Genomic DNA, 15,177 nt, shown 5'->3' on the forward strand with positions numbered 1-15,177 from the left:
CGCCGTTGCCGGCGGGGCGGATGGTTGATTGGTCGCGTGCTTTCACACGCTTCGGTTCAGATGACCGCGAGGGACATTAGAGACCGAAGATCTGACCGGCGTACAGGATGAAGTGACGCAGGCAGAGCATGCCGACGACGCTGCAGAGACCGGCGAGGTAGAAGCTCGCGGTGCTCTTGACGAAGTTCAGCAGCACGGGCAGCACGAAGCCGACGCCGACGACACCGACCCAGAACACGGTGGACCAGGTACCCGAGACAAAGGCCTCGACGGCAGCCTGAGCAGCGGCGTTGCCGGAGATCAGGGAGACCGCGATCATGAAGATGCAGAGCGCTTCGGCGGCCATGATCGGCCATTCGGCGCCGTGCAGGAGCTTCATGTCGGCACTGTGTTCTTCTTCGCCGAAGCAGCCGACGGCGACGAGCTTGGCAGCAGCGGCACCGGCGGACAGACCCGAGGCGATGAATAGCGCCGGGAGCACAGCCGTGTTGATGAGCGGGAAGCGGATCAGGGCGGAGATCAGGAAGCCGGTGTACGCGCAGATCGTGATTGCGAGAATCAGGACGATCCACTGAAGCGCACCGCGGATGCCGTCAAAGGCGCCGATGATGCCGTCGAGCCAGGCCAGCGCGCCGCAGCCCTTCACTTCCTTGCGGAAGGCGACGAGCATGAGCACGAAGACGAGCGGGATATAGAACAGAAGCGCTATAACACCGAGGCTCATCACGGAGGTCAGGTTGTAGTAGATGAGAATGCGCCAGAATACCAGCGGATTCGTCAAGTCGGCCACGAGGCAGATCATGCCGAGCACGATGGTGACAAAGCCGACGAGCGTCGCGGCCTTGAGAACCGGCGTGTTCTCCGCAACCTGGTTGCGGTAGCGGTTAAGCATGAGCGCCACAGCCACGGCGCCGCCCGAGATGCCTGCGAGGAACAGGTACACGGCGATCGGCCACGGCCAGGCGATCCCTTGGCTCAGACCAAGTGTAAAGTTCATGGCGATGTCCATCTTTACACTCCTTGCTTAACAATGGGGATGTAACGCAGGCTGGGCTCCGTGCCGAGTTCCGGGCGGATGCGCACGGAATCCTTGACGGCGAGCAGCTTGTTGATGTACGAGTTCGGATCGTTGAGGTCACCGAACACGAGGGCGTCGTACTTGCAGGCTTCCACGCATGCAGGCTGCTGACCCTTTTCGAGTCGCGTGTGCAGGCAGAAGTCGCAGTTGTCGGCGACCTTCGTCTCCTCATTGATGAAACGCGCGTTGTACGGGCAGGCGACGATGCAGTACTTGCAGCCGACGCACTTGTCGGCGTACATCGTCACGATGCCGGTCTTCGGGTCGCGATGGGCGGCGCCCGTCGGGCAGACCGTGACGCACGGGGCGTCAGAGCACTGCTGGCAGGACACGCGCACGTAGCGGCGGTCGGCGGCATAGCCGCGCTTGCCTTCGATTTTGTCGTCCTGCAACTCGAGCAACAGACGAGTCACTCCCTTGGGAAGCTTGTTCGTTTCGTTGCAGGCGATTCTGCAGTCGCGGCAGCCAACGCACTTGTTCTGGTCGAAGACCATACCATAGTGAGGCGTACCGGGCTGACGGACCTGGCTGGAGCCGCATCCGCCGAGGGACACGAGGACCAGGGAGCCAGCACCGGCGCCAGCGAGAAATTTTCTCCTGTCGATCTTTTCGCTCACGATGTTCTCCAATGACAGACCTCCCGGGGTTAGGAGAATCTGTCGGTTAAATTGCTTACCGAGTCATCCTGGCTTCGGCTTTGGCAATCGCAGTCTTGAGGGCGCGCTCCTTGTCGGGAGCCGCTCCCGCATCCAGAAGCATCCGCCAATGGACAACCGCTTCGGCGTATCTGCCGTTGAGGAAGGCGTCCTGACCGAGGAGCATCCTGGTGCGGACCTCAAGGGGGTTCATGTCGAACACCCGCCCGACGGCGGCCTGCGTCTCGGGGGCGAACTGCCTGCCGTCGCGATAGTACTGGGCGAAGACCTTGATGCCCAGCAGCTCGGGAGTTTCTCCCGCGATGCTGATGCTGCGGTCAATCGCCGAGACTGCATCCTCGTACCGGCCCACTTCGAGCGAGACCAGTGCGAGCTGCTGCTGAGCGTATGCGCTGTCGGGGGTCATCTGGACCAGACGGCGCGCATCCGTCAGCTTCGCGGCGAGCAGATAGTCGACGTCGTGGTCGACCTCTGCCTTGTCCCAGTCGCTCCAGCGTCCAAGCGTTGCATAGACGCCGAGGCTTGAGACGAGCAGCACGCCTGCGAAACCGGCGAGGAACACGCTCTTGCCTGCGGCGGCCGGACCACGGGTCCGCATCCGGTAGCCTGCAAGAACCGCACCTGCGAGGAGGGCGGCGCCTGCGAAGAGGGCTGCGAGCATGTTCATCACGCGTTCTCCATGCGATTGCGAAGAATCATCCTCACTTGTGGGGATTCATCTTCTCCATCATTTCCTTGGACATGCCGCCGGACATGCCGGGCATGCCGAAGCTCTGCTGATGAGCACCAACCTTTTCGACCTTGACGAGCTGGAGGTCGAAGACGAGGGCGGATTCGGGAGGAATCTGACCTGCGCCGTCATGACCGTAGGCAAGCTCGGCCGGAACCGTGAAGCGGTAGCGGGAGCCCGGGGTCATGAGGGCGACGCCTTCGGCGAGGCCCGGAATCACGGACATCATCACAAAGCGGGCCGGTTCCTTCGTCTGCCAGGTGTTTTCAAACTCCTTGCCGTCGATGAAGGATCCGACGTAATTGACGGTAACCACATCCTCCACGCGGGGCTTGTCGCCCTTGCCTTCGGTCAGGACTTCGTACTGCAGGCCGGACTTGGTCGTGACAACGCCCTTCTTCTTGGCGTTTTCAGCGAGGTAAGCCTTGGACTTCTCGGAATTGGCCTTGGCGACCTTTTCCAGGTGAGCCTCTTCGAGCTTGTTGAGCTGTTCGGCGCGCACGTTGAGGATCTTCAGCATGTCGTCGTCGGAAAGCTCGGTCTTGCCCTTGAGAGCATCGTTGAAGCCCTGGACGACCGCAGCCATGTCGACTTCGGCGCCCAGTTCGGTCTGGCGATAGACCTGCCCGGCAATGACGTTGCCGAGCGTAGCACCCATACTGTAAGACTCCTTCTGGATCTGCGTCTGCGGAGCCTGTGCAAATGCCACGGAGCTCACGGTCAGCGCAAGCGAGGCAGAGAGAATGACTTTTTTCAGGGTAAACATAATTTTCTCAATTGAATGTCTGTGTGAATTACCGTCCCGCCCTGAGGCGAGGCACGCATCTTACGGAAGCTCGATCGGCCGGTTTGAACGACGCCAGCCGACGATGCCCTCGGGCATCTGACGAACATCCGTATAACCAAGCTTCATGACTTCGCGCGCTGCCATCTCGCTGCTCGTGCAGAGCGGGTTGACGCAATAGAACACGAGCGTGGTGCTCTTGTCCTCGGGGAGCAGCTTCTTCCAATCCTTCACGTTGAAGAAGATCGCGCCGGGGATGTAACCCTGGGCCCAGATCTCCAACTCGTTGGCATCGTAGAACTGCACGCCTTCCTCGAAAAGCATTTCAGCTTCCCGAAGCGAAATCTGATTGAGAACTTCGTCATAGACGGGGGCCGGCTCGATCGGACCGTCGGCACCGGCCATGGCGGCCGATGCGCTGATGGCCATGATCAAACCCATGACCGACCGTTTCAGATGCGCTTTCATAATTCCTTCTTGGTCTTTCCCCCGGACCTCATGAGAGGCCCGGGGATTTAAGGCTGGAAGCAAACGTGACTTCCAAACTTACTTGGCGGCAGCCTGGTCGATGATCGACTGGGCCTTGTCAAGGTAAGCCTGAGCGGTTTCAGCACGCTGCTTCAGGTACTTCGGAGCGTGGACACCCCAGGAGCCGTCCTTCTCGATTTCCTTCGTGATGTCCTTCGACTTGTCGAGGAGCATCAGGACTTCGGTCTTGGCGGTGGCGTCGAGCTTCGTGACTTCAAGAAGCTTCACGATGCGTTCCTGAGCGCCGACGGCAGCCTTGTAGCCGTCCTTGACCGGGGTCTGCCATTCCATGACGTCGTCATAGGCCTGCTTCTGATCGGAGTACTGGAGACCCTTTTCAAGTTCAGACATGAAGACGGAGTGGCAGCCCTTGTTTTCCGTAACGGCAACTTCAGCGTTGGCCGTACGGGCGCAGGACCACATAAGGTCGAGGTAGCCGTGGCCTTCCTCGTCCTTGGCAATGCGCCAGCCCTTGGAGTTGGAGGCGCGGGACTGACCTTCGGCCGGGTTCATCATCTTGGCGGTCGGGTCGACCTTGATGTTGAACACGTGCGAACGGCGGACGGCGTCGAAGCCGGCCATGTCCGGACGCTGGATGGCCGTGAAGTTTTCACAGGACATCGTGAACGGCATATGGCAGTCGATGCAGTCCATCTTCTTGTGGGTGTCGGTCTGGGCGACGACATCAGCCTGTTCCTTATGGCAGTCCTGGCAGGTCTGCTTGATGGCCGGCTTGGTGTAGTAGTCCTTCCAGTCGTTGCTGGTGACTTCATGCGGGTCGTGGCAGGTAACGCAGCGCATGCCCTTTTCATAATGCTTGGACATCATGAGCTGGGAGCCTTCCGTACCGCAGGACGGGCAGGAGGACTTCGTCTTGACGTTGAAGCCGTTTTCGATCTTGCCCTGACCGGCTTCCGTGTTCACGTCTTCCGGGATGAAGTTGGAGCGCTGGTGGCAGCGTTCGCAGTTCGTCTGGAAGCCGTTGGACTCGGCACCAACAAGGTGGCCGCCGGCGCCGTGGCATTCTTCACAAGCAATACCCTTGGAGATGGTGTGCTTCTGGAGTTCCTTCGGGTTGCCGAGAGCGGCGAAGAATTCCTTCTTGTCCTTAAAGTCGAACTTGAAGGCGTGGCAGACTTCGCAGTAGGAGGAAGCCGGCTGGAAGAGGAATTCCTTTTCGTACTTGGAACCGTAGGAGGTCATGCCCCACTGGTGGGAGCCGGACGCACCGAAGTCTTCCATCTTGGTCGGGAAGTCGGGGATCACCTTGGCGATTTCAGCGCAGCGTTCCGGGGAGAGCCAGGAAGCCCAGCCGCGGGAGAACTGGTTGCCGCCGGCGACGAGCGTACCCGTACCGTCACGGAGAAGGCCGTCGCGGATATGGTAGGAACCGCGGACGAGCCAAGCGTCGACGTAGCCGTACTTCGTGCGGGGCGTGCCGACCGTAGCGTAGATGACATCAGGCGTGATGCCGTCAGGCAGGATCGAAGCGTCGGAGCCGTACAGCTTCTTCTTCAGGTCGTTGTCGACTTCCGGATGTTCGCCCGGGAAGCGGATCGTCTGAGCATGACGGGAGCGCTTCCACTTCTGGTACTGGACCGCGTGGCATTCGCCGCAACGTTCCGGACCCACAAACTTGTTCGGGTAGTCGAGAATGGACTTGGCAGCGAGACGGTACTGGGAAGCGGACGGCTTGGCGCCGGCGGCCTTCGTGTACTTCTGGGCATTGCCTTCACCGAGGAATTCGGAACCGCGCGTGGACACCTTGTAGACGCCCTTGATGCGGTTTTCGGCTGCGTACTTGAAAACGGGGTGGTTTTCGAAGAGGAAGTCGAAGAGTTCCTTTTCCTGAACGATGTAGTCCTGCAGCGTCTTGACGCCCTTCGTGGCTTCGTCGCCGTCCGGGTTCGCGTAAATCGGCTGCGTGAGCGCGTTCACATTCTTGTTACCGACACCCGGGGCGTCCGCAGCAACAGCCTGAGCGGCCAGAGCCATGGCGACCGAGCAAAACAGGACGGAAGCCGCTGCTTTTCTGGTAGTGGATTGCATAGTTTTATCTCCTAATGTCTGTCTTCTCCGTTCCCCAGATCGGAAAAGGCATCATCGCGTGAAGAAGAGGCCGTCGTCTTCAGCGCGACGAGCAACATCGATTTTTGGTTGTCTTCCCTTTCCGATCTGAGAATCGGGCGGGGATTGTTATCCCTTCCCCGGGAAACGAGGAGAGGCAATGGGGTCAATGCGGTCCCGAAGAACCGCAACGGTATGATGCATCAGTCGATTTGCTTAGGTAATTCTGAAAATGCCCTGTTTCGCATCTCAGTTGACCTAGATCAATCAGGGGCAAGCAAACCCTGACACGGCCACCATAACACCACAAAAACAACTGTCCCACAGGCATTTTGAAAAATCAATGGTACTGGGATATCCTTTTCCCGTCCCTTTTCACCCCTCTCTGAGGAACTACCTCTTTGGGAGTATTCGACGCCAAATCCCTAAGGGTTGGCGAGGTTCCGTTTCACTTATCGGAACGCATGGTTTCGCAAAACGGCGCCTCTACTCGCTAGCCCCTAGTTTTCACTTAGCCATTTACATTTGCTTGAACCCATCGTTCGATCTTTCCGAACATAGCGAAAGGGGGATATGTCGACCTGCAAAAACCGCCGTTTCGATTGCGATCCTCTATGACTAAGATCTCTCGATTTATTTTTTCCAATCGCACAAAACGGCTTATCTTAAGGTCCGAACGTCGTGTTCGGATTCATTGAAACAGCGCCCGCGCACCTTCTCTTCGCCTGAAAGAGTGCCGTTTTTTCGATTTGGCACGAATTTTCCCGCACTCGGGCGAAGGCTCGAGCCGCTTTGCCGGGGCGCGAATCTTAAGGTTGTAAAACGCTCCCTGAAGCCCTCCTGAACAGTTGTTCATGGTGATGCATGAAGGCGGCATGCATTCATCAGCATGGCCCTCGATCCGGTCCGACGAAGGCGGGCATCCCGGTTTCGTTCAGTTTTGCAGAACCGCCGGACACATGCGGAAATGGTTTTTCACGGGCACAAAGAAAGGACGGAGACCGCGGAGGTGTCCGTCCTTTTCATTCAGAAGACAGGCCTGAGGCTCAGACCCTCTTCATGCTGCAGGGGCCTGCCTCAGGCGGCGAGGGAGCCCTTTTCGCCCTTGCGGCCGACCATGGCGAGCGCAGCGAGCAGAGCGAGCTGCGGGCCGAGGTGCATGTCGGTCGAGTCGAAGTATTCCTTGAGGCTGTGTTCGAGGAAGGTCTCGCCGCCCGTGCCAACGCAGATGGCCGGGATGTTGAGGGACATCGGCTGGTTGGCGTCGGTGGAGCTGCACTTGACGTGGCGGGCTTCGATGCCGAGGGCGTCAAGGGCGCCGAGGGCGGCCTGGACCGCCGGGCAGTCGGCGGGACGCATGCCGGCGGGACGATTGCCGATCTGGGTCTTCACGAGCTTGAGCTGGTGGGCTTCGTCGGCCTTGGGCCAGTGGGCGTTTTCAATGCGGACGGCCTCTTCGAAGGCGGCGAGCACCTTGGCTTCGAGCGCTTCGAGGGTCGGCAGGTCGACGCTGCGCATGTCGACGTCGACTTCGCAGCGCGCAGCGATCGTATTGACGGTCGTGCCGCCCTTGATCGTGCCGATCGTGTAGGTGGTCTTAGGATCCTCAGGCAGGTCAAGGTCGGCGATCATCGCGCCGGCGCGGCACATCGCGTGGATGGCGGAGGGCACGTGGCCGTAGTCGAGGTAGGAGTGGCCGCCTTCGCCCTCGATGGCAAGACGCCAGCGATGAGCGCCCGTGGCGCCGTTCTGAACCGTGAAGACGTCGGCCATGTCGAGGGCCATGAAGCCGTCGATCTTACGGGAGCCGTCGAAGAGGGCCTTGGCGCCGCGGATGTCGCCGTTGCCTTCCTCGCCGACCGTGCCGACGAAGAGGATGTCACCGTCCGTCTCGATGCCGGCCTTTTCAAGGGCGCGGAGCACCTGAAGCATGGAACGGAGGCCGGAGGCGTTGTCGCCGATGCCGGGACCGTAGTAGAGATGACCTTCCTTGCGGACCTTGAGGTTCGTACCGGCCGGGAAGACCGTGTCAAGGTGGGCGGCGATGGCGAGCACGGGGCCCGAGCCTGTGCCCGGACGACGGCCGACGACGTTGCCGCTAGGATCGATCACGACGTCGGTCAGACCGTATTCCTTCAGAAGACGGGCGATTTCCTCGCCGCGGACGCCTTCGGCAAACGTGGGGGATTCAATCTCGGAAATGTGAATCTGCTCCTCCATCGCGCGGTCCGCTTCATCCACACAGACCTGCAGGGCGGTCTTCACGCGGTCGTCGCCGCACAGGTCGGCAAGGCGGGCCTTCATTGCTTCGGAAAGCGTCGGTTTCATGTCTGTCTCCTTATGGTTTCAAGTCGGGTTGCGCCCTGCGGGACAATCGTTGGTGGATATCCGCAGGGCGGCAATCCGGAAATTTTACCCATCCGTACCGAAATTTCGCCATCCTCCCAAACCCTATGGCCAAGCGGGTTTTACCCGACAGCCAGCGCCTCCCGCCAGGTCATCTCAAGATCAGCGAGCCGCAGGCGCGCGTTCGCGGGACTCGTCGAGGGAAGCGCGAGAACGCGAAGGTCGGGCCGCTCCAAGAGCGCCTCCCGCTGCGCATGCCGCCTCCAGACCACCGCACTCTTTGAGCCGTTGAGAACCACCGTCCCGATCGTCGGATGCGACTTCAGAAGACCCGCCACGTCGTTGGGCGTCATGTTCCGGATGCTGCTGTCGAGGCTTCCCGCCCGCTCGCACGAGCCGATCGTGTCCCAGAGCGCAACGCCCGACCGCCTGAGTCCTTCGAGCCTCTCCTCATAGTCGGGAGACGAGAGACGAGCCGTCTCCTCCGGAAACAGCAGCGCCATCAGCGGCCAGAAGCGGTTGGCGGGATGCGCGTAGTACTGTGCTGCGGCGAGCGACGCCGCTCCCGGCATGCTACCGAGAATCAGGATGAGGGGCGCCTCGCCCACGACGGGCACGAGTCCCGTGAGCACGACGGCGCCCTCCTCGTCCGCTCCCGTCGTCTTTTCGTTTTTCCTTTCTCTCATGGACCTTCCCCCCGACAAAAATGTTCTCAGACACAGGCATCGATCCTTATATATAAATGTCGCCCCGTGCCGGATTTGACTTTGGACAGCTTCCCTAGGACAACCTCTCTAGTCCGAAAGGAGTGCTTGCAATTTTTTCTGCGGCATGCTCGCTTTTCTTGCCTTTCGATGTGCTATTATCGCCGCGCCTGCTTCTCCGACGCCCGCTCCACAAACCGATCGGCCGGCCTCGGGAAGACGCACACACGCATTTCAAAACCACTACAAACCGAGGTTTTTACATCATGATGAAGAAGCTTATCGTCGTCGCCGCTGCCGCTCTCGTCGCCGCCGGCGCCCAGGCCGCCTCCTACAAGGACGGTTCCTACACGGGCGAAGGCAAGGGCCGCGAATCCCAGATCCAGGTCCAGGTCGACGTCGCCGGCGGCAAGATCGCCGCTGTCAAGGTTCTCAAGCACGGCGAGACCGACATGATCATCGCTGCTCCGATCGAAACGATGATTCCGGAAATCGTCGCCAAGAACGGTGTTGAAGGCGTTGAAAGCGTCGGCGGCGCCACGATGTCCTCCGACGGCATCAAGGCCGCCGTTCAGGACGCCCTCGCCAAGGCCAAGTAATCTTCTTCGCCCGAAGCAAGGGTTCTGAAGGAAGCCTCTTCCTTCAATGAAGCCTTACGAGAGGGAGGTTCGCACTGCGGACCTCCCTCTTTTTTTTATTTTGCAAACGCCTTCTCCACACGCGAATCGCACGTCCGTGCCCTTCGCGCATCTTTTTTGACGCCTCCCTGACTATCCGCAGGACCACTAAGGCGTTTGTCGGATCTCTCCGGCCCGATTCCGCGTGACAATGGACCCTACGCCGCTTGAAAAAGACGGCATCGAACCCGCACAACCCCTGCAGAAAAAAGAAAAGGATTTCATCATGCAGCCGAACTACTCCGTCAGCCTCCCGCACTATTCCGTCGGTCCCGAAGCCTACAGCCTTGTTGGCGACATCATTCGACCCTACGGCACCCGCGTTGCGGTCGTCGGCGGCGAAACGGCCATGACGAAGGCCAATCCCTCCCTTCTGCCCGCGCTCGAGGCGGCCGGCCTCACCGTCACGGACGTCCACGTCTACGGTCATGACTCCACGGTCGCCAACGTCGAGGCGATCAAGGCCCGCTCCGGCGTCAGGAATGCCGACGTGATCCTCGCCGTGGGCGGCGGCCGCTGCTGCGACGCCGTCAAGACTGCGGCTGACATGATGGGCAAGCCCGTCATGACCTGCCCGACCGTCGCCTCCAACTGCGCGCCGGTCTCCGCCATCGCCGTGCTCTACAAGGAGGACGGCTCTCTGCACGGCTACCACTTCGGCAAGGCCTGCCCCGCCCACTGCTTCATCAACACGTCCGTCATCATGGACAGCCCCGAGCCCCTCTTCTGGGCGGGCCTCGGCGACGCGCTCTCCAAGCAGATCGAAGTGCTCTACTGCACGCGCGGCAAGCACCTCTTCCACACACCGCTCCTCGGCGCCCAGCTCGCATGCGCCTGCCAAGAGCCGCTCCTGCAGTTCGGCCGTCAGGCCCTCGACGACTTCCGCGCCAAGACCATGTCCGACGCCTTCACCGAATGCGTGCTCGACATCATCGTCTCGACGGGCGTCGTCTCCAACCTCGTGACGCACACCGAGTACTACTACAACTCGTCCCTCGCCCACTGCTTCTACAACGCCTCGATGGTCCTTCCGTCCGCCCACGCGCACCTGCACGGTGAAGTCGTCTCCTTCGGCAACCTGGTGCTCCTCGCCTATGACGGCCAGGACGAACTCCTCGAACGCTTCCTCGACTTCAACACCAGCATCGGCCTGCCCGTCACGCTCGCCCAGATCGGCATCACCACCGACGAGCAGCTCATGAAGCTTGTCAGCGCCGCCGAACACATCAAGGAATGGTCCACGGGTCCCGAACCCGCCGTGCGCGAACAGTTCGTCGCCGCCATCCGCAAGGTCGACACCCTCGGCGCCGCACGCCTTGCCGCCGCGGCCTAATTGCCCTGAAATTCAGACCTGAAAGGGACGGCGTCCTGCCCGGACGCCGTCCCTTTTTTCGCGCCGTCAACAAACGCTTGCAAAGCCGCCGCTCTCCCGAAGGACGTCCTGCGCTACAGTTGTCGCTCGTCCAACCCGACCGGAATGCCGCCATGCTCAGCCTCATCGTCGAGCGCGCCCTTCGAGGAGAAGCCTCTCCGCGCGCCGACCTCGACTTTCTTGAAGACAGCCCCGCCCTCGACGAACTCGTCGAGGCCGCGCACCTCGTGACGACGAAGTGCGCCTCCCGCGTCTTCAACTTCTGCACGATCGTCAACGCCAAGTCGGGCAGATGCGCCGAAGACTGCCGCTGGTGTTCGCAATCCTCAAAATGGACCACGAATGCCCCCGTCTTTCCCATCGTGCCCGCAACACGAGGCGAATCCGCCGCCGCGCGGGCCCTCGAACACGGCATCCGCAGGCTCTCCTTCGTGACCTCGGGCAGAAAGCTCTCCGCACGGGAGCTGCGTGAAATCCGCCCCGTCGTCGAAGCCGCCGCCTCCACGGGACTTGAAGTCTGCGCCTCAATGGGCCTTCTCACCGAACCCGAACTCACAGGCCTGCGGGAGGCGGGACTCGTGCGCTACCACTGCAACCTCGAGACGGGCCCCGACTTTTTCCCCAAGGTCTGCACCACGCACACCCAGACCGACAAGATCCGCACGCTTGAGGCCGCCCGCCGCGCCGGACTCGAACTCTGCTCGGGCGGACTCTTCGGCATGGGCGAGACCATGGCGGACCGCATCGACCTCGCCTGCGGGCTGCGCCGCCTCGAGATCCCCTCGATTCCGCTCAACTTCCTCATCCCGATTCCCGGCACGCCGCTTGCGGACCGTCCTCCCATGACGCACGATGAAGTCGTCCGAACCGTCGCCGTCTTCCGTCTCGTCAATCCGTCCGCATGCCTCAGGTTCGCGGGCGGCAGGCAGAACCTCGCGCCCGAAACCGCCCGCGCCGCACTGCGCGCAGGCATCAACGGCGCCATCACTGGCGACCTGCTCACAACACCGGGCAGCTCCGTCGAGGAGGAGCGCCGCCTCGTCCTCGAGGCAGGCTACAGCCTCTAGCTTCCGAAACCCGGTTCCCAAAAGAAGCTCTCCATAAGGAAAGGGCGCGGCCTTCGCCGCGCCCTTTCCCGAATCCATCCCACAAAAAACACAAAAGGCGCCTCTCTCCTGACGCCTTTCGGTTGCCGCCCGCCACATTCACGCGGGCCACGGGGCTTCCGCCCCATCTGCTCTTCTTTATTTAAGAAGCATGTCGGTGCCGACTTCGCACACGCCGCCGATGCACCAGCCCATTCCGTTGAGCACGAGGGCAAGCAGAATGAGGAAGATGATGAAGAGGAATATCTGGGCCCAACCGTTCTTCTTCCTGTCATTGTTCGCACGCATTGAGAACCTCCGTTTTCACAGTCTTTCCCTTGGGTTCGTTTTCATGTTATCGCTCTGTCAAGCATTCGAATATTGGGAATCCTACCCATTGCGGCACAGGCGTCCGCAAGAAAACCCGATAATTATTATCATTGCGCAATAGAAAACAAATCAACAAGCGTTCAGCATTTCCGCCTCGTCCCCACACTGCGGACCTTCCGCCCGTTCCACTGAACAAGCGTTCACAAAATCTCCCTGCGAATCCGTATCAGACGCCCCGCAGCACAAATCCGGAGAACAGTCATAGGCGCGCCGACCGTCATGCATTCGTCATTCGTCCGCCGTCGTTTCGTCATGAAGCCTCTCGATAATGCCTCTCATCCTTGACTGAACAAACGACCGTTGAAGATCATGAAAAGACAAGTCAATGCCTGCCGGCTGCTCACGCCCGGCCCCGTCTCCATTGAAGCATCCGTCCTCGAGGCCATGACCTGCTGTCCGTCTCCCGCTGATGCCGCATTCATCTCGATGATGGAGGACGTGCGCAGTCGTCTCCTGCGTGTCGCGGGCATGCGTCCCGCCGAATACGCCGCTGTCCTGATGGCGGGTCCCTGCGCCTTCGCGCTCGAAGCTGCGCTCACGACGCTCATCCCTGAGGAGAGCCGTGTGCTCGTCGTCTGCAACGGCGCCCGCGCTGAAGCCGCCTGCCGCATGCTCGCGCGTGCGGACATTGCGTTCGAGAAGCTCGAGACGGGATTCGAACAGGCTGCGGGCGCGGCCGAGATCGCCATGCTTCTCGACGAACGTCCCGACATCACGCACGTCGCCGTCGTCCACGTCGACGCCGTCTCGGGACTCAGGAACGACCTCGGGAAAATCGGCCGTGCCGTCCGGGCGGAGGGCAGGACGTTCATCGTCGACGCAGGCGTCTCCTTCGGCGCCACAAGCATCGACGCGGAAGCGCTCGGCATCGACGTGCTCCTCTCGGTCGCGGACTGCGGCCTCAAAGGCGTCTCCGGCCTCTCCTTCGTGCTGGCCCGCCGCAACATTCTCGAGTCGTCCGAAGGACGGGCGCGCAGCGTCTCGCTCGACCTCTTCGAAGGCCTGCGCAGGCAGGAAGCCGGCATCGAAAACTCCCTGCCGCCTCAGGCCGTCTCCGCCCTGCATGCCGCGCTGGACGCTCTCGACAAGGAGGGCGGCTCCGCCGTGCGCGAGACGTCCTGTCGCGCGGCTGCCGAAAAGCTCGCCGCCGGCATGATCAGACTCGGCTTCGAGCCCTGTCTCGAGGAGGATGCGCGTAGCCCGCACGTACTCTCCTTCCTTCATCCTTCCGACACGTTCTCGTTCGAGCATCTGCAGTGCGTCCTCAGGGCCGCAGGCTGGCTCATTGCGTCCGCCGCCATTGAAAACCGGTCCGTCGTCAGCCTCTCGACGCTCTCGGGCATCGACGACACGGAAGCCGACCGCCTGCTCGCCGTTTTCCACGAATACCTTGAGTCGCTCTGCGACTGCAGCACGAAATAATAGGTGCGTTAGGCCTTCATCTCTTGAAAAGGACGTGACAAGGGGCGGGTCCGCCGGGAACCGCCCCTTTCGCATCTCAATCGATTCATCCAGCGCCGCCTACTTGGAGGAATTCCTCCATCATGAAGGCTTCGAGCGCTCCGCGCCAGGCCTTTCTCAATCCACAGGCGGGCGAATCAGCCAGAAGCTCGGCGGGCGTTGCGCGACGAATGCGGCTCTCGAAGATCCTAAGCGTGACGCCCGCACGTTCGTGCGGCGTCTTCGCCGCAGCCTCGAGCCAGGCCATGAAGGGCGCGATGCCGCCCGCCACCCAGGTCTGCGGCCTGTCGTCAAGGACGAGACGGAAGGCGCCCCACGGGCCCTCGAGCCTGACGGTCATCCCCTTCGGAACGTTCGGAACGACCTCGCCCGTATAGTCGCCAAGCCTGAGGGGCAGAAGCATGATCCTTCCCTTGTCGATACCCGCCACCGAGAACGGATGAAGCGGCTCTCCCTCGGTCGCGGCAAAGACGAACTGACCGGGAAGAACACGTCTGGAAAGCGGCGTCTCGACCACCCACCTGGTGGTGGCGCCCTCGCACGCCGTCTCGACGATCGTGCCTTCTTCGCGAAGCTTCGCGCCGGGACCTCTGAAGAGCAGGATCAGGGCGGCGACGCTGCCCGCAACCGTGATGATGAGGTTGAGCCAGCCGAAAGACATCATGAAGTCGGTCGTGTCCATCAGGCGCACGCAGTGCAGCGTGAGACCGAGAAAGACGATCGAGAGCACCTGGTGGAACTTGAGCCAGTGCGTGTAGCGAAGCGTCCGCACGACAGCCAGAAGGCAGAGGACGAGCATCGCCTAGGTAAGCCACTCGGCCGAGGTGTTGGCGATGGGCCTGAGCGAATTCCAGAGTCCTTCCCAGAAGCCGGGATCAGCCGCATGCACGACCTTGCCGGGCTTGGGCAGGTTGAAGAGCGCCAGCACGGGCGAAAAGATCGTCTTCCTAAACAACCTCACCACTGAAGTGGGAGGGTTTCGATACAGTCGAGGCTTTTCGCCTCGGGGTTGCCCCCGATGTGCTGTCACTCCGACCACGAAATCCTTGCTGACGCAGCCCTTGTACGGTAAGGGACGGAATCCCCCGCCGTCGGAACCTCCCGAACTCGCGCTCGGTGATCCCTTCTCGGGCTTGAATGACTACGACACCGGCGTCAAGCCAGGCTGTTACTCCGGCTAGAACGGCCTCACGGATCCGTTCCGGGGCGTAGGTTTGTTTTTCAAGATCTGCGTACAACAGATTCAGACAAGCCGCCGCATCGCGGTCGATCCAGCGATCGTCGTCATCGTTGCCCAAT

The 15,177-nt window shown here is 61.1% G+C and carries 15 protein-coding genes; 4 read left to right on the forward strand and 11 right to left on the reverse strand.

Features of this window, described 5'->3' with window-relative positions:
- Positions 1-76: 76 nt before the first annotated feature.
- The 8 genes from nrfD to HMPREF9465_RS05190 form a co-directional block, all read right to left on the reverse strand.
- On the reverse strand, positions 77-1,009 hold the full coding sequence (gene nrfD / locus HMPREF9465_RS05155; RefSeq protein ID WP_005434747.1) for an NrfD/PsrC family molybdoenzyme membrane anchor subunit: 933 nt from the start codon (positions 1,007-1,009) through the stop codon (positions 77-79).
- Positions 1,010-1,011: 2 nt separating this feature from the next.
- Entirely contained in the window at positions 1,012-1,695 is a 684-nt protein-coding gene (locus HMPREF9465_RS05160) for a 4Fe-4S dicluster domain-containing protein (protein ID WP_038006761.1), read from the reverse strand.
- Positions 1,696-1,750: 55 nt separating this feature from the next.
- Positions 1,751-2,401 (reverse strand): tetratricopeptide repeat protein, encoded by a 651-nt coding sequence (locus HMPREF9465_RS05165; RefSeq protein WP_005434749.1) that lies wholly within the window; start codon positions 2,399-2,401, stop codon positions 1,751-1,753.
- Positions 2,402-2,435: 34 nt separating this feature from the next.
- Entirely contained in the window at positions 2,436-3,230 is a 795-nt protein-coding gene (locus HMPREF9465_RS05170; RefSeq protein WP_005434750.1) for an FKBP-type peptidyl-prolyl cis-trans isomerase, read from the reverse strand.
- Between the two features lie 60 nt (positions 3,231-3,290).
- Positions 3,291-3,689, reverse strand: a complete 399-nt coding sequence (locus HMPREF9465_RS05175) for a rhodanese-like domain-containing protein (protein WP_005434751.1) — start codon at positions 3,687-3,689, stop codon at positions 3,291-3,293.
- A gap of 105 nt (positions 3,690-3,794) precedes the next feature.
- A complete protein-coding gene (locus tag HMPREF9465_RS05180; protein ID WP_005434753.1) occupies positions 3,795-5,825 on the reverse strand; it encodes a cytochrome c3 family protein in 2,031 nt (676 codons plus the stop codon).
- A gap of 1,095 nt (positions 5,826-6,920) precedes the next feature.
- Positions 6,921-8,171, reverse strand: a complete 1,251-nt coding sequence (locus HMPREF9465_RS05185; protein WP_005434755.1) for a M20/M25/M40 family metallo-hydrolase — start codon at positions 8,169-8,171, stop codon at positions 6,921-6,923.
- 140 nt (positions 8,172-8,311) lie between these two features.
- Positions 8,312-8,875 (reverse strand): DNA-deoxyinosine glycosylase, encoded by a 564-nt coding sequence (locus HMPREF9465_RS05190; protein ID WP_005434757.1) that lies wholly within the window; start codon positions 8,873-8,875, stop codon positions 8,312-8,314.
- Between the two features lie 284 nt (positions 8,876-9,159).
- Here HMPREF9465_RS05190 and HMPREF9465_RS05195 point away from each other — a divergent pair, with 284 nt between their 5' ends.
- The 3 genes from HMPREF9465_RS05195 (at position 9,160) to bioB (ending at position 12,009) form a co-directional block, all read left to right on the forward strand.
- Complete coding sequence (locus HMPREF9465_RS05195) at positions 9,160-9,492, forward strand: FMN-binding protein (RefSeq protein ID WP_005434759.1); 333 nt, start codon at positions 9,160-9,162, stop codon at positions 9,490-9,492.
- 304 nt (positions 9,493-9,796) lie between these two features.
- Positions 9,797-10,903, forward strand: coding sequence for an iron-containing alcohol dehydrogenase family protein (locus tag HMPREF9465_RS05200; RefSeq protein ID WP_005434761.1), 1,107 nt, complete (start codon positions 9,797-9,799; stop codon positions 10,901-10,903).
- A 152-nt stretch (positions 10,904-11,055) separates the two neighbouring features.
- A complete protein-coding gene (bioB, locus tag HMPREF9465_RS05205; protein WP_005434762.1) occupies positions 11,056-12,009 on the forward strand; it encodes a biotin synthase BioB in 954 nt (317 codons plus the stop codon).
- A 177-nt stretch (positions 12,010-12,186) separates the two neighbouring features.
- Here bioB and HMPREF9465_RS13395 read toward each other — a convergent pair whose 3' ends face one another.
- Positions 12,187-12,336 carry a hypothetical protein gene (locus HMPREF9465_RS13395; protein WP_005434763.1) on the reverse strand — a complete coding sequence of 50 codons (150 nt, stop codon included), beginning with the start codon at positions 12,334-12,336 and terminating at the stop codon, positions 12,187-12,189.
- Positions 12,337-12,726: 390 nt separating this feature from the next.
- On the opposite strand from HMPREF9465_RS13395, the gene HMPREF9465_RS05210 reads away from it, so the two are divergent.
- Complete coding sequence (locus HMPREF9465_RS05210) at positions 12,727-13,839, forward strand: aminotransferase class V-fold PLP-dependent enzyme (RefSeq protein ID WP_005434764.1); 1,113 nt, start codon at positions 12,727-12,729, stop codon at positions 13,837-13,839.
- 85 nt (positions 13,840-13,924) lie between these two features.
- Here the strand turns inward: HMPREF9465_RS05210 and HMPREF9465_RS05215 are convergent, their stop codons facing one another.
- Positions 13,925-14,677, reverse strand: coding sequence for a hypothetical protein (locus tag HMPREF9465_RS05215; protein ID WP_005434766.1), 753 nt, complete (start codon positions 14,675-14,677; stop codon positions 13,925-13,927).
- A 3-nt stretch (positions 14,678-14,680) separates the two neighbouring features.
- Complete coding sequence (locus HMPREF9465_RS13145; RefSeq protein WP_155994188.1) at positions 14,681-14,833, reverse strand: hypothetical protein; 153 nt, start codon at positions 14,831-14,833, stop codon at positions 14,681-14,683.
- Between the last annotated feature and the right edge of the window lie 344 nt (positions 14,834-15,177).

Origin of the sequence: Sutterella wadsworthensis 2_1_59BFAA, assembly GCF_000297775.1 — a bacterium.
Taxonomy (GTDB): domain Bacteria; phylum Pseudomonadota; class Gammaproteobacteria; order Burkholderiales; family Burkholderiaceae_F; genus Sutterella; species Sutterella wadsworthensis_A.